General features: G+C 40.2%; 22 protein-coding genes. 14 read left to right on the top strand and 8 right to left on the bottom strand.

The window, feature by feature from the left end; translation table 11 throughout:
• Window positions 1–394: transposase family protein (locus tag SCSH_RS02170; RefSeq protein WP_193743670.1), on the bottom strand; the 394-nt coding region annotated here is incomplete at its 3' end.
• 213 nt (window positions 395–607) lie between these two features.
• Complete coding sequence (locus SCSH_RS02165; protein WP_057490256.1) at window positions 608–1,114, bottom strand: HdeD family acid-resistance protein; 507 nt, start codon at window positions 1,112–1,114, stop codon at window positions 608–610.
• A gap of 284 nt (window positions 1,115–1,398) precedes the next feature.
• Between SCSH_RS02165 and gdhA the strand changes: the two genes are divergently transcribed.
• From gdhA to SCSH_RS02140, 5 genes are all read left to right on the top strand, one after another.
• Window positions 1,399–2,748, top strand: coding sequence for an NADP-specific glutamate dehydrogenase (gene gdhA, locus SCSH_RS02160; RefSeq protein WP_057490255.1), 1,350 nt, complete (start codon window positions 1,399–1,401; stop codon window positions 2,746–2,748).
• Window positions 2,749–2,913: 165 nt separating this feature from the next.
• On the top strand, window positions 2,914–3,366 hold the full coding sequence (locus SCSH_RS02155; protein ID WP_057490254.1) for a LytTR family DNA-binding domain-containing protein: 453 nt from the start codon (window positions 2,914–2,916) through the stop codon (window positions 3,364–3,366).
• Entirely contained in the window at window positions 3,356–3,814 is a 459-nt protein-coding gene (locus SCSH_RS02150; protein WP_057490253.1) for a DUF3021 family protein, read from the top strand. The genes SCSH_RS02155 and SCSH_RS02150 overlap by 11 nt, the downstream gene beginning before the upstream one ends.
• The gene (locus tag SCSH_RS02145; RefSeq protein ID WP_057490252.1) at window positions 3,807–4,649 is read left to right on the top strand and encodes an ABC transporter ATP-binding protein; all 843 of its coding nucleotides are present in this window, start codon (window positions 3,807–3,809) and stop codon (window positions 4,647–4,649) included. The genes SCSH_RS02150 and SCSH_RS02145 overlap by 8 nt, the downstream gene beginning before the upstream one ends.
• A complete protein-coding gene (locus SCSH_RS02140) occupies window positions 4,636–5,424 on the top strand; it encodes an ABC transporter permease subunit (protein WP_057490251.1) in 789 nt (262 codons plus the stop codon). Before SCSH_RS02145 ends, SCSH_RS02140 begins: the two co-directional genes overlap by 14 nt.
• A gap of 93 nt (window positions 5,425–5,517) precedes the next feature.
• Here SCSH_RS02140 and queF read toward each other — a convergent pair whose 3' ends face one another.
• From queF to SCSH_RS02115, 5 genes are all read right to left on the bottom strand, one after another.
• Window positions 5,518–6,009, bottom strand: coding sequence for a preQ(1) synthase (queF, locus tag SCSH_RS02135; protein ID WP_057490250.1), 492 nt, complete (start codon window positions 6,007–6,009; stop codon window positions 5,518–5,520).
• A gap of 18 nt (window positions 6,010–6,027) precedes the next feature.
• On the bottom strand, window positions 6,028–6,744 hold the full coding sequence (queE, locus tag SCSH_RS02130; RefSeq protein ID WP_057490249.1) for a 7-carboxy-7-deazaguanine synthase QueE: 717 nt from the start codon (window positions 6,742–6,744) through the stop codon (window positions 6,028–6,030).
• On the bottom strand, window positions 6,741–7,187 hold the full coding sequence (gene queD, locus SCSH_RS02125; RefSeq protein WP_057490248.1) for a 6-carboxytetrahydropterin synthase QueD: 447 nt from the start codon (window positions 7,185–7,187) through the stop codon (window positions 6,741–6,743). The genes queE and queD overlap by 4 nt, the downstream gene beginning before the upstream one ends.
• Window positions 7,187–7,840, bottom strand: a complete 654-nt coding sequence (gene queC / locus SCSH_RS02120) for a 7-cyano-7-deazaguanine synthase QueC (RefSeq protein WP_057490247.1) — start codon at window positions 7,838–7,840, stop codon at window positions 7,187–7,189. Before queC ends, queD begins: the two co-directional genes overlap by 1 nt.
• A 743-nt stretch (window positions 7,841–8,583) precedes the next feature.
• A complete protein-coding gene (locus tag SCSH_RS02115; protein WP_082581930.1) occupies window positions 8,584–10,716 on the bottom strand; it encodes an amidase family protein in 2,133 nt (710 codons plus the stop codon).
• A gap of 172 nt (window positions 10,717–10,888) precedes the next feature.
• Here SCSH_RS02115 and SCSH_RS02110 point away from each other — a divergent pair, with 172 nt between their 5' ends.
• The 9 genes from SCSH_RS02110 (at window position 10,889) to SCSH_RS02070 (ending at window position 19,307) form a co-directional block, all read left to right on the top strand.
• Window positions 10,889–11,317: a MarR family winged helix-turn-helix transcriptional regulator gene (locus tag SCSH_RS02110; protein WP_057490245.1), complete on the top strand. Its 429-nt coding sequence runs from the start codon at window positions 10,889–10,891 to the stop codon at window positions 11,315–11,317.
• A 9-nt stretch (window positions 11,318–11,326) separates the two neighbouring features.
• On the top strand, window positions 11,327–13,129 hold the full coding sequence (locus SCSH_RS02105; protein ID WP_057490244.1) for an ABC transporter ATP-binding protein: 1,803 nt from the start codon (window positions 11,327–11,329) through the stop codon (window positions 13,127–13,129).
• Window positions 13,119–14,879, top strand: coding sequence for an ABC transporter ATP-binding protein (locus tag SCSH_RS02100; protein ID WP_057490243.1), 1,761 nt, complete (start codon window positions 13,119–13,121; stop codon window positions 14,877–14,879). Before SCSH_RS02105 ends, SCSH_RS02100 begins: the two co-directional genes overlap by 11 nt.
• Before the next feature lie 165 nt (window positions 14,880–15,044).
• Entirely contained in the window at window positions 15,045–15,539 is a 495-nt protein-coding gene (gene tpx, locus SCSH_RS02095; protein ID WP_057490242.1) for a thiol peroxidase, read from the top strand.
• Between the two features lie 349 nt (window positions 15,540–15,888).
• Entirely contained in the window at window positions 15,889–16,089 is a 201-nt protein-coding gene (locus tag SCSH_RS02090; protein ID WP_057490241.1) for a Blp family class II bacteriocin, read from the top strand.
• A gap of 26 nt (window positions 16,090–16,115) precedes the next feature.
• A complete protein-coding gene (locus SCSH_RS11350) occupies window positions 16,116–16,532 on the top strand; it encodes a hypothetical protein (protein WP_238581362.1) in 417 nt (138 codons plus the stop codon).
• Between the two features lie 223 nt (window positions 16,533–16,755).
• A complete protein-coding gene (locus SCSH_RS02080; protein ID WP_057490240.1) occupies window positions 16,756–17,379 on the top strand; it encodes a GTP pyrophosphokinase in 624 nt (207 codons plus the stop codon).
• Between the two features lies 1 nt (window position 17,380).
• Window positions 17,381–18,082: a response regulator transcription factor gene (locus SCSH_RS02075; RefSeq protein WP_057490239.1), complete on the top strand. Its 702-nt coding sequence runs from the start codon at window positions 17,381–17,383 to the stop codon at window positions 18,080–18,082.
• On the top strand, window positions 18,072–19,307 hold the full coding sequence (locus tag SCSH_RS02070; protein WP_193743669.1) for a sensor histidine kinase: 1,236 nt from the start codon (window positions 18,072–18,074) through the stop codon (window positions 19,305–19,307). The genes SCSH_RS02075 and SCSH_RS02070 overlap by 11 nt, the downstream gene beginning before the upstream one ends.
• 103 nt (window positions 19,308–19,410) lie before the next feature.
• On the opposite strand, the gene SCSH_RS02065 is transcribed toward SCSH_RS02070, so the two are convergent.
• Window positions 19,411–19,761, bottom strand: coding sequence for a DUF1304 domain-containing protein (locus tag SCSH_RS02065; protein ID WP_057490237.1), 351 nt, complete (start codon window positions 19,759–19,761; stop codon window positions 19,411–19,413).
• Window positions 19,762–19,786 lie beyond the last annotated feature (25 nt).

Genomic DNA, 19,786 nt, shown 5'->3' with positions numbered 1-19,786 from the left:
AGGTAGAGATAGCGAGCTTAGAAGCGATATGGGTAAGAGCCTCTCTGTTGAGCAATAGCTGAGCGATTTTCTGTCTTACTATTTCAGAAATTTGGCAATTTTTCTGAACGAGAGTTGTTTCAGCTACAGTGACTTTCTGACAGGACTTGCATTGAAATCGCCTCTTTTTCAAACGAATGAGGCTAGGGAAACCACCAATCTCAATAAAAGGGATTTTAGAAGGTTTCTGGAAGTCATATTTGATTTGTTTTCCTTTACAGTGTTTACATTTAGGTGGGTGATAATCAAGTGTAGCGAAGACTTCGATATGGGTATCGTGCTGAATGGCTTTATTTAAGGTGATATTTTTGTCTTTCATTCCGATGAGTAATGTGGTATGATTGATGTGTTCCATAAGATACTTTCTAATGATGGTTTGGTCGCTTTTCATTATAAGTCTTATGGAACTTTTTTGATACTCAAAAGGCCCTATAATCTTCACAGTGGGATTTACCCACTACAGAAATTATAGAGCCACAAAAAATCGGTAATTTACTCATGCGAATTACCGATTTTTTTACTAATTATTATGTCTGTTACAATGTTAGATATGTAGTAAAATCAACCTTTAGCGCAGCTGCCAAAAGATAAAGAGACTTGAAAGACCGACGGCTATCAAAAGAAGAGCGACAAAGCGGCCGATGATAGCTGATGATAGTAATGGCTGTCCCAATAAAATGAGACCAATAACAAGGGCAAAGATTCCTGTAATGAGGAGATGATTATCGCTAGAAAAACCCGCTTGGCGCAAGCGATAGGCAGAAATCAGCCGTAAAATCCCGATTACAAGAATCCAATAGGCTGCAATAGTGACAACGGCTGTTGTCAGTGAAAAAATAGAGGATGTTAAAAGAATAAAACCAAAGATAATAGAAATAACACTTTGCAGTAAATTCCAACTATTGCGTTCCTCACTTGGTTTTGACATGTAGTTCATGAATCCAGTAATTCCAGCCAAAAAAATAATCAAGGCCAGCAGCCAGCCGATTGAAGCCGTTACGACTAAGGGATTGGCAAAAATCCAAAAACCAATTAAAAGTGTTAGTATTCCTGAGGTAAGTGTAAACCATTTCATATCGAAAACTCCTTAAACTATTTACTCTTAATTGTATAAAATGAAGGGTGGCTTGTCAAAAATCGAGATTATCCAAAGTCTTATCTGACAAGAACTGCTAATAGAAGAATGTTGCTAACCAGCAGGTTTAAAAGGCTTTAGTTCGAGATGAATGTTAGGTTATATAACATGAAACTTATTTTTTCCCAAAAAAATGTCAAAAAAGACTTGACAAGAATATTCTGAAAATTTATAATATTTTACGTAATCAAAATTACGAAACTCAACTTTTCGGAGGAAAACATATGACTACAGGTAAAGAATACGTTGCAAGTGTATTTGAAAAAGTCAAAGCACAAAACGCACATGAGCCAGAATTTCTTCAAGCTGTTGAAGAAGTTTTTGAATCACTTGTTCCAGTATTTGATAAATATCCTAAATACATTGAAGAAAATCTTTTAGAGCGTTTGGTTGAACCAGAACGTATCGTTTCATTCCGTGTGCCTTGGGTTGATGATCAAGGTCGAGTGCAAGTTAACCGCGGTTTCCGTGTGCAATTCTCATCAGCTATCGGGCCTTACAAAGGCGGTCTTCGTTTCCACCCATCAGTAAACCAATCAATTATTAAATTCCTTGGATTTGAACAAATCTTCAAAAATTCGCTGACCGGTCAGCCAATCGGTGGTGGTAAAGGTGGATCAAACTTCGATCCTAAAGGTAAGTCAGACAACGAAATCATGCGTTTCTGCCAAAGCTTCATGACTGAGCTCAGCAAGCACATCGGTGCTGATACTGACGTCCCTGCTGGTGATATCGGTGTTGGCGGACGTGAAATTGGTTATCTCTATGGTCAGTACAAACGCCTTCGTAACGAATACACTGGTGTTCTTACAGGTAAAGGATTGAACTGGGGCGGATCACTCACTCGTACAGAAGCAACTGGTTATGGTGCTGTTTACTTTGCTGAACAAATGCTTAAAGCACGTGGTGAAGACTTTGCTGGTAAAACTGCAGTTGTTTCAGGTGCTGGTAATGTTGCCATCTATGCGGTTGAAAAATTGCATGCGCTTGGTGCTAAAGCCGTTACCGTTTCAGATTCATCAGGTTATGTTTACGATCCAGATGGTATCGACGTTGCACTTTTGAAAGAAATCAAAGAAGTTAAACGCGAACGTATTGTTAAATATGCTGAAGCTCGTCCAAATGCAAAATTTGTAGCAGCAGGAGAAGGTTCAGTTTGGGATAACAAGGCAGACCTTGCTTTCCCTTGTGCAACTCAAAACGAAATCAACGAAGAACAAGCTAAAACACTTGTAGCTAACGGTGTCATCGCAGTTTCAGAAGGTGCTAATATGCCCTCAACGCTTGAGGCGATTGATGTCTTTCTTAAAGCAGATGTATCATTTGGTCCTGCCAAAGCTGCCAACGCTGGTGGTGTGGCTGTTTCAGCTCTTGAAATGGCACAAAACAGTCAACGTACACCTTGGTCATTTGAAGAAGTAGATGCTAAGCTTTATGATATCATGAAGACTATCTACGAAAACTCTGCAGCAGCAGCCAAAGAATTTGGCCAAGAAGGCAACCTTGTTGTTGGTGCTAACATTGCTGGTTTCCTTAAGGTTGCAGATGCTATGTCAGCACAAGGTATTGTATAAGAGACAGTCGTTGCGATTTTAAACGCTCAAATCCTTCAATAAAATATAGAAAAGAAGTCCAGCTGGGCTTCTTTTTGCATTTGAAGAAGTGTTTTTGCACTTTGGCTGATAAGGAATTTCTTTACTTAAAGATTCTGTTATAATATGGACAAAGGAGGCGGACAGGTGAAAGTAAGATTAGAGCAGATTACTGACGGTGAAGAAGAAATCATCATTCGCTATCGGGAGATGACAGCACAGGTAGAGCAGCTAATTGATCTTGCCTCTCAAGGGGAACTTAAGCTACTGGGGGTTAATGAAAATGGCCAGAGGTATGTTCGGCCAGATGATATCTTGTACATAGAGAGTGTAGATGGCAGAACCTTTGCCTATACTGATGAGGGTATTTATCAAATTGCTGCGACCTTGAGCCAACTGGCAGAGCACTACAGCAGGTGCGGATTCTTTCGTTGTGCCAAGGCTATGGTGGTCAATATCTACAAGATTCAGCACTTCCAAAGTCAAGCTTATGGACGGATTGAAGCTACTTTGGACAATGGCGAACACGTGGTTATCTCACGTAAATATGCCACTAAACTTAGACAGGTCTTACAGGAGGGAATAAAAGATGAAGACTAGGTGGGAGCGCTATTTAAGCCGAGAAATTAGTATTAAGTACAAAGCAGGAATTTACAGTCTTTGTCATCTCTTTTACTGTGCCTGCTATTTGATCTGGCAGCGTACATTTTCGATCAGTCTTTTGCAAGTTGCAGAAATTGCCTTCTTAAGCTATTTGATCTGTAATTTGCAGGTTTATGTCCTAAAGAATTTTGATGAGGCAGAAAAGCTTACGAGCAAATGGTGGCTGTCATCTCTTCTTTGTATGGGTTTATATATGCTGGCAGTTTACGCCATGAACTGGTTTGATGGCAATATTCCTGTTGTACTTGGTTTTGGAATTTACCAATTATATTGCTATTATTGCATCTACCTGATTAACAAAATTAAGCGCAGAATTGATAGTAAAAGGTTAAATCAGCTCTTAGACAGCTATAAGAATAATAAAAAGGAGAAGCATTATGACTGAAACAGTTATTGATATCAAACATTTACGCAAATACTATGGCAAACACAAGGGAGCGGAAGATGTGAGTCTGTCTGTTAAAAAGGGCGAAATTTATGGATTTCTGGGGTCAAACGGCGCTGGGAAATCAACAACCATTCGTTGTCTCTTAGGCTTAATTAAACCGAGTGGCGGTCAGATAACCTTGTTTGGGAATCGCTATGGAAAGCTGACAGAGGCACTTCGTCATATTGGCTACCTGCCATCAGAAACTATGTTTTATCCGCAGATGAAGGTCAAGGATGTTATTGCTTTTGCGGCTAAAGTTAGAAGAAGGAATTGCAGCGCTGAAGCTGAACGAATTTGCCGGATTTTAGAAGTACCTCTAGAGAAGAAAATTCAGGATTTATCGCTGGGCAATCGCAAGAAGGTCGGCATTGTCTGTGCCTTTCAGCACCAGCCAGAACTTCTCATTTTGGATGAACCGACATCCGGTTTGGATCCGCTGATGCAGGAGCGTTTCTTTGGTTTAGTCAAGGAAGCGTGTGATGCTGGCGGTACTTGTTTTCTGTCTTCGCATGTGCTCTCAGAAATCAAAAATTACTGCGACCGCGCAGCCATCATCAAGGATGGCCAAATTCTCAGAATTGATACCATTGAGAACTTGACACATACTCAAACCAAACAGGTAACCATTTGGAAAAATGGCAAACAGGAAATCTTCACTCATGCAGGAGGCTCTGCTGAATTGCTGAATCGTCTAGCAGAGCTTAGACCTGATGATTTTCTGGTGGAAGAACCATCGCTAGAGAAGCTTTTTATGCACTATTATAAGGAGGCAGACCATGATTTTACTTAAGCATGAATTGAAATTGGCTGTTAGAAATCTGCTAATCTGGTCTTTATCAGTCGGTCTGATTTGCTGGGGCTGCATTTTGCTTTATAAGAGTGTTGAAGATCAGTTAGCAAGCAAGACAGAAATTTTCAGTAATATGGGGAGTATGACTCAGGCTTTGGGGATGGATAAGATCAGTATAGCTACCTTTAATGGTTACTTTGCGACACAAATTGCCCTGATGTTTGGGCTTGGAGCTGGCATGTTTGCCAGTATGCTGGGCGTCACTATCTTATCAAAAGAAGAAGAAGGACACACTAGTGAATTTCTCTATACCTTGCCCTACAGTCGTTGGAGCATTCTCATCTGGAAGTTTTTGAGTCTTATTGTGATGCTGCTTGCTTTTAACCTTATCTGTGTGGGATTTGAAAGTTTGGGCATTTGGCAGATCCATTTAGATTTTTCGAACCATCTTTTTTTAAAATATCACCTGCTTGCCCTTCTCATGCAGTTGGAAATTGCCAGTATCTGTTTTTTCATTTCCAGCATCAGCCGCCGCAGACAAATGGGAGCAGCACTTGGTTTGACCTTACTTTTCTATGTGATAGATATGGTATGCCGAATTGTGCCGGATCTTGAAAAGATTAGCTATCTGACGCCTTATTATTTTGCCAATGGCGCGGATATTTTCAGTCAGGAAAAGCTAGATCCTGTTTATTTAGTGCTTGCTCTTGGTCTTATTTTAATCAGTCTGGCAGGAAGTGTCATCATTTTTCAAAAGAAAGATTTAGCTGCCTGACGTCAGCAGCCTAAGGTAGATAAAAGCATCAGAGTTTTTAAAATCAAAAAAAGCAGAAAATAAGCTCAGTAACTTATTTTCTGCTTTTTGCTTTTAACGGTTGTCAATGGTTTCGGGATAGAGATCGTGATTGATCAGGCGGTAGTGAGCCATTTCTTCATACTTGCTGTTTGGACGGCCATAATTGTAATAAGGATCAATAGAAATACCGCCGCGCGGTGTAAACTTGCCCCAAACCTCAAGATAGCGCGGCTGCAGCAATTCGACCAAGTCTTTGCCGATTGTATTGATGCAGTTTTCGTGGAAATCTCCGTGGTTGCGGTAGCTGAAAAGGTAGAGTTTGAGGGATTTAGATTCCACACATTTTTTATCTGGAATATAAGACAGATAAATGGTTGCGAAATCAGGCTGCCCGGTTATAGGGCACAGAGATGTGAATTCTGGACAGTTAAATTTGATGAAGTAATCGTTATCTTGATGACGATTATCAAAGGCTTCTAAAATATGAGGATCGTAAATAAAGCTGTAGTCAGTCTTTTGGTTTCCTAAAAGAGTTAAGTCTTTCATTTCTTGTGTTTGTGACATCTGTTCACCTTTCTAATTTTAAACGCCGCGCTGGTTATCGTAGATTAATGTATGAAGCTGGGGCAATACTCGGACATTGCCCCAAGAATCATCCTGAGCAATGCGTTCCCATAGGTTTTTAAGCCTTGTCAGCTGGTGCTGGACAATATCACCAGAAGCCTTGGGTTCAGGATTTCCGGCTGATAAATAGAGAACATCTGGCTGATAGCGTTCCTGGATCATCTTAGCAAAATCCAGATCGGCCTCGTCAAATATAGGAATTTTATAAGTGACCTTTTGAGGGTCTAACTGGGAGACAATAAAATCCAATGTGTCAAAGTTGACGTCCATTTTGCTGGAAGGGGGTTTGGGACTTAGGGTTACTTGGTCAATATCCTTTAGCCAGCTCTGCCAGCGTGAACCTTGTGTCTCAACAGCCAGTGTGACTTGTCGGTCCTTTAATTTGGCTACAAGTTCTGCCATGTTAGCTGCTAAAAGGCAGGGATTGCCTCCAGAGAGTGTAACATAATCATAATGTCCCAATTTATCCAGTTCATCAATGACCTGATCGCTGGTCATCATAGTTGGTTTTTCAGAGCCATCCCAAGTAAAGGCGGAATCGCACCAATCGCAGTGATAGTCACAGCCGCCTGTCCGCACAAACATGGTTTTTTGACCGATTGCCTGGCCTTCTCCCTGAAAAGTGGGGCCAAAAATTTCAAGAATCGGTAGTTTTAAAAGACGCTGTTTTTTCATGCTTCAAACTCCCATTCCCTTTTAAATTCGGCATAGGCAGAAGGAGTCTCATAGAGACGGACAGATTCCATTTGCAGGCCGCGTTCTTTGGGTAAGGCTGCTTCAAAGGTCTTAAAAATCCAGTAGACCATATTTTCAGCTGTTGTATTCATATAGGGCAGGCTTTCATTGAGGTAGGCGTGATCCAGATGCGGTTCCAGCAGCTCTTGATAGGTGGTCTTAATACTACCAAAATCATAAACCATGCCCTTGTCATCTAAAAATCCGCTGACAGCAATCTGCAGGCGATAGGTATGCCCGTGCAGAGCCTTGCATTTTCCTTCATAGTTGAAGAGGTGGTGGGCTGCGTCAAAGGTGAATTCCTTTGATACCAGCACACGTCTAGGGCAGTAGATTAGTGATTCACCAGTTTCTTTTTTGATTTCTTTGGGTGCAGCAAACATCAGTTTTTCTCCTTCTGAGCAAGATAGTTATCTAGTCCTGCTTGGCGCAGATGACAAGCAGGACACTCTCCACAGCCTGTACCGCGGATGCCATTGTAGCAAGTTAGTGTTTTCTCACGGATGTAGTCGAACTTGCCCAAATTATCCGCCAAAGCCCAGGTCTCAGCCTTGTCCAACCACATTAGAGGCGTTTGGATGACAAATTCGTAATCCATAGCCAGATTTAAAGTGACATTGAGTGATTTGACGAAGGCATCACGGCAGTCTGGATAGCCTGAGAAGTCTGTCTGGCAGACCCCTGTTACCAGATCAGTAATGCCTAGCTGCTTAGCTAAGACAGCAGCGAAAGAAAGGAACAGATGGTTTCTGCCATCAACAAAAGTATTGGGAACTTGTCCGTCTTTTGCTTCGATGTCTATGTCCGAGGTGAGAGCGTTCTCTGTTATTTGTCCCAATAAGGACATGTCAAGGACACGGTGTTTTACTCCTTGCTCAGCAGCGATTTCTTTAGCAACTGCTAATTCCTGGCTGTGACGCTGGCCGTAAGCAAAAGTAACTGTTTCAACATGTTGGTAATGCTGCAGAGCCCAAAAAAGGCAGGTTGTTGAATCTTGACCGCCGCTAAAAACGACGAGAGCTGATTGACGTTTCATAATAACTCCTTTAATTAAGATACAAAGAGCGTTAGCGAGCAAAGTCAAAATAGGAGGTTCGACGAAGAGTCAAAAGACTCTAGGAGAAGCTGTCTTTTTGACACAGCTCGCAGCTCGTGTTCGATTGACAAGATACAAAGGGCGTGAAGAAATCCGTATAAAAATAGGAAACTGACGCTGTGTCCCCAAGACACAAGGAAGTTTATCTTTTTTACTAGGATTTTAGCCCGTGTTCAATTACTAAGATACGGCAGAGGGTTGTTATCTAAGTGCTTTGCACTTGATAACAAACGCCAATCACCATTGTGACTTGGCTACCTCTCCCACTAACTTCGTTTGGTTAGTAAAATCGACTAACCAAACGAAGTGTCGCAAAGAGCGTTAGCGAGCAAAGTCAAAATAGGAGGTTCGACGAAGAGTCACAGGACTCTAGGAGAAACTGTCTTTTTGACACAGCTCATAACTGTCTTCAATTTTATTGTTATTATTTGCATAGAAAAAGGGAGCGAGACAAAACTCCGTAAAAACCATTAGCGGAATTTTGTCTCGCTCCTTTTAGATACTGTTAAGACCAGCTGCCTGTTAAAGGCAGCTAGTTTTTGTCAGTTAGATCTATGCAAGACTTTCAAAGCAGCCTAAACTAGATAGACTCTTTGAAATAACTATCTGGTTTTTTTTACGGATGGCTTTTCCCAAACATCCTTCCTAAATCTTTCATATCTTAACATGAACACAGGCAAAAATCAAGGTCTGTGTTTGCGGTTGAATGAACTGGCTATAAAAAGTAGTGATTTATTGCTTTTGATTGGGTAGCTTATTGTAAACAGTAGCAAGCAGGAGAGACCCAGTAAAATAAGATGGCTCTCATCTTGAGTGTTTGTCTGCGGTAAGAATGCTTGTGACTGTATGACTTGCTGCTGGCTTTGACTTAGAGTTTTTTGTTTGAAAGAATATCTGCTGTTTATTTGCTGTAAAGGTGATGAGGGTTGTTTGCTTTTGCTGATAAAAAGCTGATGGGAAACAGATCGTTTTTGATAAAATGATTGGCCAGCAGCGCTTGGATTATTAAAGACAGACTCAGTCTTATGAGATGAAAGGTGGTGGTAGAATGTTTGGAAGAGTCCCGCGTCTTCAAAAAGACGGCCCAAAGCCAAAAGAGTGCGGTCATTCTTTTGATAAGTGTTGAACATGATTCCAAGCGGTAAGCCATCAGCCGTTACATAGGTTGGCAAACTGATAGCAGGTGTTTGTGTAAGATTTGCCAGCTGGGTGTATGGAGTCAGTGTCCAAGCTGGCAGCCATTGATCATAAATCAACTGTAATTTTTCTGCCTTTGTTAAAGCAGACATGTCTTGGAGACGTGGTTTCATATCTGGGCTGATATGATGATAATCAGCACTTGGAGCAGGAAAAGCCGTTGTTGGTGTTAAAAATACAGGGAATTTTTGATAAAAGTCTGACATTTGAGCTCGAATGCTATCAATTTGGGCATAAGCCGCCTGTAAGTCTTTCTTAGTCAAATCACGGCTGGTTTGATAGAGCGCCCAAGTCAACAGTTCAGTATCACCAAGCTGTAAATGACGTTTAAGTTTTTTCTGGGCTAAAAGATCAAGGGAAGAAGCACTTGAGGCAGCCAAGGTGTAATAAGCTTTCATCAGTTGTTGACCATTGATAGGGTAATTCACTTCCTGCATCTGATAACCTTGTGATTTAAGGAAGACAACTGCTTGGTCTAGAGCTTTTAAGGCATCTGGGCTGATAGGAGTGCCTGCTGGCGTTTGGCGCGTGTAAGCAATAGGTTTGTTCTTACTTAGTGAATTGTCTAAAACATCTGTTTTTAGCAAAGCGTTGAACAAGTTTTCAGTATCACGCATAGTTTTGCTTTCAGCAAAGTGACCGACATTATTGTAAGTAGTTACGCTGTTGCCAGCAGTTACTCCAATTGTTGGGAAAAATCCAATAGTTCCTGACCATGATGCGGGAATGCGAATGGATCCGCCACCATCACTGGCAGAAGCGATGGGTACCTGCCCAATAGCAACAGCAGCTGCAGATCCGCCAGAAGAGCCGCCTGGATTGTGGGCTAGATTCCAAGGATTGTGAGTTATCCCGTAAAGATCTGAATTGGTCACATTTATCCAGCCCATTTCAGGGTAGGATGTTTGTCCGATAATGATAAAACCAGCATCTTGCAAGGCCTTGACATAGCGTCCTGTAGAAGAAGAAAGAGTTCCTGCCATAAAGGACAGGCCATTTGTATTTTGTCCACCCTTAATAGTATGGCCCAACCCCTTAACTAAAAGTGGAACACCTAAGAAGGGCTGTCCTGTGTCTTTAAGTTGTTGGGCTTCTTTTAAAGCTTCGTCAGATCTGAGACTGATAACATTGTTTAAATCTCCATTTGTCTGTTCTACAGCCTTTAAAGCCAGTTTTACCAATTCTTGGCTGCTAATGTCTCCTTTTCTCACCATGGCAGCAAGAGCAGTGGCATCTGTCTGCAAATAATCTTTTAAACCAAAATCCTTTTTAGCTTTAGGGGCTGAAGTGGTAGCTGAACTGACAGTGGTGCTGCTTGCCGGATTAGTCAGTGTTTGTGACAAGGAACTTGTGATGACAGCTTCTTTTTGATTTGCTGCAGCTGCAGGAAGTGTCTTTTGTTCCTCAGTAAGAGCAGCAGTACTTGTACTGGTACTTGTTTGAGTCTCGCTGACTGTCTGGCTTGTTTCAGGTGCAGTTTTCTGCAAGGAAGGATTGCCTTGCTGTGTTTCTATAGTAGCCGCAGAAATTGGTACAGAAAATAGGCCAGCAGTAAGGAATAATGATGAAAGTAATAACAAAGTGGATTTATAGTTTAATTTAATGCGATTCATAATCATAATCTCCTATTGGCTGCTTGTTTGATTTATGATAACACAGGCCAAAGGAAAATGAAAACGATTTACTTAGAAAAATGGTTCTCATGAAAACTTTTTTCTTGACAATTAAAGCTTAAAAACTATAATAGTTTCTATGAGAACTAAAGAAGATTTTCAAAAATGAGGTGTTTTCATGCAAGATCCTTTTAGCTTATTCAAAAGTTTTATCAATATCATAGAAGCAAAAGTTCAGGAAATAGCCAAAGAAAATGATATTGAGCATTTGGCGGGACCGCAGGGATACGCAGTTGTCTATCTTTTTAAAAATCGTGATAAGGAAGTTTTTATCAAAGATATTGAGGAAAAACTGCAGATTTCGAAATCTGTAGCCAGTAATCTTATCAAACGCATGACTAAAAACGGTTTTATCTCAATTATTCCTTCGTCCAAAGATAGGCGCTATAAGCAGGTTGTGTTAACAACGCTGGGCCTTGAGAAGGCTGAGGCTATCATTACTTTTCATAAAACAATCCATGAACAGCTGCTAAAGGGCGTTGATAAAACAGACCTCGAAGCTGCTTGCAGGGTTTTTAAACAAATTAAAGAAAATTTAGAAAAATAGGAGCAAGGTATGTTTAAGATTTTTAAACGATTAAGTGCTAGAGAATGGGGCATGATTCTCCTGAGTACGGCCTTTATTTGTTTGGGTGTCTGGATGGATTTAAAGACACCAGAATATATGTCAAACATCACGGCCTTACTGCAGACCAAAGGAACAACGGCTTCAGATATCATGAAACCAGGTTCTAAAATGCTCATGTTCTCTTTTGGCAGTTTTTTGATGGCAGTTTTAGTTGGCTTTTTAGCAGCAAGAACGGCCGCCAGCTTTACAACGCGCCTGCGTTCGGATATTTTTAATCAAGTCATGGACTATTCGGATGCTGAAATCAAGAAATTTTCCATTCCCAGCCTTTTGACACGGACAACCAATGACCTAACTCAGCTACAAATCATGATTACTATGGGAATGCAAGTAGTAACCCGTGGTCCTATCATGGCGGTCTGGGCGCTGACTAAAATTTGGGGCAAGAGTGATGAGTGGACCAGTGCGGTTGGAGTGGCTGTGCTTATTGTCTTTATTTTGCTGTCTGTTTTAATGTTTGTAGCCTTCCCAAGACAACGCAAAGTTCAAGGTTTAACTGATGCTCTTAACGCAACGACCCGTGAATCTCTAAGCGGTGTCCGTGTTGTGCGTGCCTACAATGCCGAAGATTATCAGGAGAATAAATTTAAGGAAGAAAATAAGAACCTGACCAAACTTAATTTATTTGTTTACCGGCTCATGTCACTGATGAACCCTGTTATGACAGTTGTTTCGAGTGGTTTGACGCTGGCCATTTACTGGATTGGAGCTTATCTGCTCAATGATATTAAAATTTCCAGAGTCAATATGGCAGCGGCGACTGCATCCATCAAAGATCGCATAGACGTTTTCAGTGATATGGTTGTTTTCTCATCTTATGCTATGCAAGTTGTCGTCGGTTTTATGATGATGGTTGCTATTTTTATCATTTTGCCGCGCGCTCTTGTTTCTGCCAAACGTATTAATGAAGTACTGGCACTTGAGCCATCCATACAGTTCAAGAAAAGCTCTAAAGCTGACAACGGTCAAAAGGGAGAAATCGAATTTCACGATGTTTCCTTCCGTTATAACAAGAATTCCCGCGCTGTGATAGAGCATGTTTCCTTTAAGGCAAAAGCCGGCCAAACGGTTGCCTTTATTGGTTCAACAGGTTCAGGGAAATCAACCTTGGTTAATCTGATTCCGCGTTTTTATGATGCGACAGAAGGCTGGATCAAGGTTGACGGTGTTAAGATTCAAGATTACAGCCACGATGATTTGAACAAGAAAGTCGGCTATATTCCGCAAAAAGCAGTACTTTTTAGCGGCACTATCCGCTCCAATATGGAATTTGGTGAGAGCAGCCAAACACCGCTGGATGATGCTAAGATTTGGGAGGCGCTTGAGTTGGCTCAGGCCAAAAATTTTGTTGAAGGCAAGGAAAAAGGCCTTGATACAGAAGTAGCACAGGGCGGAACTAATTTTTCCGGCGGACAGAAACAGCGCTTGGCAATTGCGCGTGCCCTTGCCCGTAAGCCTGAAATTCTTATTTTTGACGACTCCTTCTCAGCGCTGGATTACAAGACTGATAGAATTCTGCGCGCTGACCTGAGAAAGAAAACCAAGGATATGACCAAATTAATTGTCGCTCAGCGCATTTCAACCATTATGAATGCCGATCAAATTTTGGTATTAGATAAAGGAAAGGTTGTCGGTCAAGGAACTCATAAAGAGCTCTTGGCTAATAATGAGATTTATCAGGAAATTGCTTATTCACAATTATCTAAGGAGGAGTTAGAAAATGGAAAATAAAAAGAAATCATTATTAAGCCAGATGGCTCCTTACCTTAAAGGATACAAGGCCTTATTTGGTCTGGCGGTTATTTTCACAGTTATTTCAAGTACGATTACAGTTATTGGGCCTGATAGGCTTAAGGAAATGACGGATACCATGACCAAGGGCCTTGCAGGCAAGATTGATCTGGATAAAATTGCTGGAATCGCCTTTACTCTGGCACTGATGTATATTGGCGGAGCCTTGGTTTCTTATGCTGCGAGCTTTATTGTATCAACCATGATTCAAGGATTCTCTCAGCGGCTGCGCAATGCCATTGCCGATAAAATTAATAAAGTACCGCTCAAGTATTTTGATAGCCATTCACAAGGAGATACCTTATCTCGAGTGACCAACGACGTAGATTTGATGACCCAATCTTTCAACCAAAGTTTGGTTTCAATGGTAGCAGCAGTTGTCCTTTTAATCGGTTCTGTTTTTATGATGATCAAGACAAATGGCACTCTGGCCGCAACAGCCATTTTATCTGTTTTTACAGGTTTTGCTCTGTCAAGCATCATCATGGTAAAAAGTCAGCCGCTCTTTAAACGTCAGCAAAAAAATCTGGCCAATGTCAGCGGCTATGTCGAAGAAATCTATTCAGGACACAATGTCGTTTCCAGCTACAATGCGCGCCAGCAAAGTAAGGAGCGGTTCGAAGTCTTAAATAACCAGCTCTTTTCCAGTATGTGGAAGTCACAGTTTTTCTCTGGAATCATGATGCCCTTGATGCAGTTTATTGGAAATTTTGGCTATGTCATGGTCTGTATTGTGGGAGCCCGCATGGCTCTAAATGGCGATGTGACTATGGGAACTATCGTTGCTTTCATGACTTATGTCCGCATCTTTACCCAGCCTATTTCACAAATCGCACAGGGCATTACCCAGCTTCAGTCAGCTAATGCCGCTATGGGACGCGTTTTTGAATTTCTGAATGAAGAAGAAATGGAAGCAGAAGACCACAAGCAAAGACAGCTTGCCACTGTTAAAGGAGATGTTAACTTTGACAATGTCTTCTTTGGCTATCAGCCGGATAAAATCATTATTCATGATTTTTCAGCCCATGCAAAAGCCGGACAAAAAGTGGCCATTGTCGGTCCGACAGGTGCTGGGAAAACAACCATCGTCAATCTGCTGATGCGTTTTTATGAAGTTGGTAAAGGTAGCATTTCTATTGATGGTGTCAATGTGCACGATATGAAGCGTGAAGAGGTGCATGATGCCTTTGCTATGGTCCTTCAAGATACCTGGCTTTTCGAGGGAACTATCAAGGAAAATCTGATTTACAATCAGGAACACATTACGGATGAACAAGTAATTGCAGCGGCCAAAGCTGTTGGTGTTCACCATTTCATCAAAACCCTGCCTGAGGGTTATGATACTGTCTTAGATGATTCGGTAACCTTATCCATTGGCCAAAAGCAGCTTTTGACGATTGCACGGGCTCTGCTCAAAGATTCACCGCTGCTTATTCTTGATGAAGCGACATCATCTGTTGACACCAGAACAGAGGAGCTGATTCAAAAAGCGATGGATAAGCTGATGGAAGGCAGGACCTCCTTCGTCATTGCCCACCGCCTTTCAACTATTCGCAATGCAGATCTCATTCTTGTAATGAAAGATGGTAATATTATTGAACAAGGCAATCACGATGAACTTATGGCTCAAGATGGCTTCTATGCTGATCTTTACAACAGTCAATTTACAGAAGAAGATAGTGTTGCTTGATTAAAAATGCTGGGACAGCTTTAGTCTCAGCATTTTTCTATAAAATAAAGTATTAAAAAATTTGTTAAAGCTGAACCTTTAAAAATAATTGCATTTACAATCAAATAGTTAGATAAAAGGCAAAAATTATCCTACAATAAGAACCAGAAAAAAGGAGGACAGGTTATGACAACAATCAAAGGAAAGCCAATTACCTTTGCAGGTACTAAACTAAAGGTCGGCGATATAGCTCCGGATTTTGTTTTGACAGCCACTGATTTATCGAAGAAAAGCTTGGCCGATTTTGCTGGTAAGAAAAAAGTAATCAGTGTTGTTCCGTCTATTGATACAAGTGTTTGCGATGCTCAAACCCGTCGTTTTAATCAGGAATTAGCAAACACTGACAATACTGTTGTGATTACGGTCTCTGTGGATTTGCCTTTTGCCCAGGCTCGCTGGTGCGGTGCGGCTGGTTTGAATGATGCGGTAACCTTGTCAGATTACTATGACCATTCATTTGGCAAGGCCTATGGTTTATTGATTAATGAACTGCATTTGCTTGGCCGAGCTGTTTTCGTTCTTGATGAAAACAATAAAATCACCTATCTTGAATATTTAGATGAAATGGGCAACCATCCCAATTACGAAGCTGCAATAGCAGCTGTCAAAGCAGTTAAATAAGTTAATAGAAAAGGCACAGCGGCCGTCAAGAGACTTGGATAATTGTATATCAGCTTACCATACAATAATGGTAAGTTTTTTTGTGCTGATGACAGCCCCTAAAGTGAACGGCGAAAGCTATCTGTCTTCATTATGCCAAAAAATTAAAAGAATTGATGTTGAATGTCGTGAACGCCCCCAAATATGTCGTAAATGGGGAAAATGCCTCTTGATTTCTCACTAAAATGACCATTCACGACCTATTTGATACCATTCACGATAATCGCCACACAAAAGTATCAAAATAAGTTATACTATGAGTGTTTCTTGGCCAAGGAATAAGATCAAAAAATGAAAAAGGAGTTTTGTTATGAATACACAAGCATTTGAACAATTTGATGTTATGGATAAGGAAGCCCTTTCAACTGTTGAAGGCGGAGGAAAAGGTTCTTGTTTATCATCTGCTGCAGCTGCAATAGGACTAGGAGCATCTACACTGCCAGGGGCTGCCATGTATCTTGGAGCACAAGCTTTTGCTGCTGGTGCCAATTACTATTATTGTACACACTAATAATATATAAAAAAGTTTTAGTTAAAATGAGAAATAAAAAGAAGCTAATAATCTTTGTTCTTATCCCTCTCGCATTTTATTTAGCATGGTTATTGTGGCCTATCTCAAAATGTATGGCCATTATAGGTTTTATATTAGTAATGGGAGGGAATGCTTTAGACTATTTATCTGAAACGATAATGAATCGAAAAATACCCAGAAAGCGCTTCAAAGAGTTGGGGGAACTTTTCTCTTCAAAAGTTGCTCATCAGCTCATCTTTGCTGCTATCTTTTTGTTGTTAACTGTTTTAAGCTGCTATAAGGCTACTCATGTAAAAGCAGTTTATAGCATCATTATTTTCTCAGCCGTTGCTGTCATCAGTTTTATCCTTTTTATCCTTTTATTATGGGGAATAAAATATGTTAGACAGGCTCATCAGTCTTCAAAAGGTTCTGACGATTAATCAATGATAGATCAAAACTTGCCATTGCTCGTATGGTAAGTTTTTTGTGTTTATTCCAGCTAAATAAAATATATCAAAATTTCAAAGTCAGTTTTTTCATCGAAACGATGTGAGACCTTAGGCAGTCTCCTCCAAAATTAGAAATTTAGAATGTCAGTTGATAAAATAAGGTTTCTTTAATCTTGTATGATATAATAGAGCAAGTAAGCAAAAAGGATGAATGATGTCACAAGAAACAATTTATGGGAAGTATGAAAGTTATTTATTTCAAATTTTGGAGGATTTAAGCCGAAAAATTCAAGCTGAAAATCAGCGTGTAAAGGCAGAAACCGGATTTAAGTTGTTTGAGCATTTTCTTGCACGGGTTAAAACCAATGACAGCATGATTGAAAAATGCCAGCGCAAAAATCTTCCTCTAACGGCTGAGTCTGCCCTTAAGGAAATCCGGGATGCGATTGGAATTCGCATTATCTGCGGTTTTGTTGATGATATTTATAAAACAGTTGCTATCCTTAAAGAAATGGATGGTATCAGCGTTTACAATGAAAAAGATTATATTGATCAGGCTAAACCTAATGGCTATCGTTCTTATCATTTGATTTTGGAAATAAGGACACCTTTTGAAGATTGTTTAGGACAGCTGCCGGGAAGCTATTTTGTGGAAGTTCAGTTAAGAACTATAGCTATGGATTCTTGGGCTAGTTTGGAACATCAAATGAAGTACAAGCATGATATTAAAAATCCTGAACGGATTGTTAAAGAACTGAAACGCTGCGCAGACGAGTTGGCTTCCTGCGATCTTTCCATGCAGACTATCCGAAATTTAATTGCAGAAAGCGGTGAGTGAGATGTCTTTGAGTATTTTACTGGCAGAAGATGAAGAACAGCTATCACGTGTTTATACAGCGGCTCTAGAACATCAGGGCTATCGGGTTGATCAAGTTTATAACGGACAGGATGCTGTGAAAAAAGCAAGCGACAATGTCTATGATGTTTTTATTTTGGATATCATGATGCCAATAAAAACTGGTCTGGAAGCCTTGCGTGACATTCGTGCCAGCGGAGATAGCACCCATGCGATTATGTTGACGGCGATGTCGGAAATAGAAGACAAGGTGACTGGTTTGGAAGCTGGTGCTGATGATTATTTAACGAAGCCTATTTCGCTCAAAGAACTTTTGGCTCGTATGGCTTCTTTGGAACGGCGGCTGGACAGTTTTACCGATAAAATCCTGACCTTTGGCAGTGTCAAGCTTGATATTGCCCAACAGGAACTGGCAGCCAGCAATTCTATCCGCTTAGCAGGAAAAGAAGCAAAATTAATGGCTTTTTTTATGCTTAATCCTAATAAATCTTTGTCCACTAAGGAAATTTTCCAGCATGTTTGGGCCAAGGATGATAACCCTGAAATTGATGATGGCTATGTCTTTATCTATGTTTCCTATCTCAGACAAAAGCTCAAAGCTATTAAAGCGAATCTTGCTATCCTAGGGAAAGAAAATGGAGATTTCACTCTCGTGGAAACGGCAGGTGATGATTATGCTTCGTAAGATTAGATTTCGCTTTATTTTAATTTCATCTCTTGCCATTCTGGGGATTTTATTATCTTTTATCATCATTTTCAACTCAGTTCACTATGTTCAAAATAATAGGGAGGTTGAATCTGTCCTGCGGATTCTGTCCAAAAACAGTGGCGAATTCCCGAAAACTGACGACATTAATAAGGATCCGGAGAGAAGAAATCTATCAGGAACTATTGTTGATCAGTATCAATATTATAGCTTTATTATTAAAAATAAAAAGGAAATAACTTCTTTTAATGTGCAGCATATTCCTGATGTGGACAGGGAACAGATCGCTCAGTACATGGAAGATATCAGTCTGAACAGCCAAAAAATAGGTTATTTTAAGAGAAACTATCATTTTTACGCCTACAAGGTAACAAATCTCAAAGAAAAGGATAAGCAGCTGGTAGTTGTTTTGGATGCGACGCGTTTTATTGATGACCGTTCGGGATTGTTGACTCTTTCTATCAGAATGTCATTTTACAGTTTCATTCTTTTTATTTTTATCGTTTCTGTTTTTTCAGGCTTTGCTATTAAACCTTATGTTGAGAATTATGAGAAACAAAAGCGTTTCATTACAAATGCTGGACATGAATTAAAAACACCGCTATCTATTATTTCGGCTAATAATGAGCTGCAGGAACTGACAACCGGCGAGACAGAATGGACTAAGAGCACAAAGGACCAAGTCGAACGCCTGACGCATCTAATCAATCAACTGGTTACTTTGGCAAGATTAGAAGAACAGCCGGATGTTGTTCTTGAAAGTGTTCATTTTTCAAAAATTGCTCAGGATGCAGCAGAAGCTTTTAAGGCTCCTATCATTAAAGACGGAAAAACTTTTGAGATGGCCATTGATTCTAATGTCTATGTCAAGGCTGAAGAAAAATCTTTATTTGAATTAGTCACTCTTTTGATGGATAATGCTAATAAGTATTGTGATGAGGGCGGAACAGTGAGTGTTAAACTCAGTAAAACCAGCGGCTTTAAAAAGGCCAAGCTAGAGGTTTCAAATACCTTTAAAGAAGGTGCGAAAATTGATTACAGCCGTTTCTTTGACCGTTTTTATCGGGAAGATGAATCTCACAATAATCAAACATCCGGTTATGGTATTGGACTATCAATGGCGCAGAGCATTGTCAACATTTTTAAAGGAAAAATTTCAGTTTCTTATAAAAATGGTACCATCACTTTTAAGATTCTACTCTAGTGTCAATTATGAAAAAGAACCTGGGACAATAATGTCTCAGGTCTTTTCGTTCTTGCCAGGAATTCTCGCATCTTGATTTTAGGATCGAAACTTTAATGGTCTGCTAGAAAAGATAGAGGATGGCTGTGATGATAGCTAAGCCGCCCTGCATTAGTAAAATTTTAGGATTGCTGCTGTAAGCACCGTATGCAGCTACCAAAATGATGTATAGCAAGATTGGCAAAATAATACTTGTATTGAAAATCAAGCCATAAAGCAATCCTAGGCCGATAAGGCCGTTATAAATTCCTTGATTTTTGAAAAGTGTATCGATTTCTTTTTGGCCTAATTTTTCCTGACTCATCCCAAAAACCTGAGATGTTTTAGCAGATTGTGTAGCTAGAGTTTCTAGGTACATAATATAAAAGAATTCTAAAGCGACTAAAATCACTAAAATAGTTTTAAGCACTGACATGATTGCCTCCTTATAATAATGCCTT

It is taken from the genome of Streptococcus orisasini (genome assembly GCF_001431045.1).
GTDB lineage: Bacteria > Bacillota > Bacilli > Lactobacillales > Streptococcaceae > Streptococcus > Streptococcus orisasini.
Note: the sequence above shows the minus strand (reverse complement) of the source record. Positions and strands in the feature narration are given on the sequence as shown.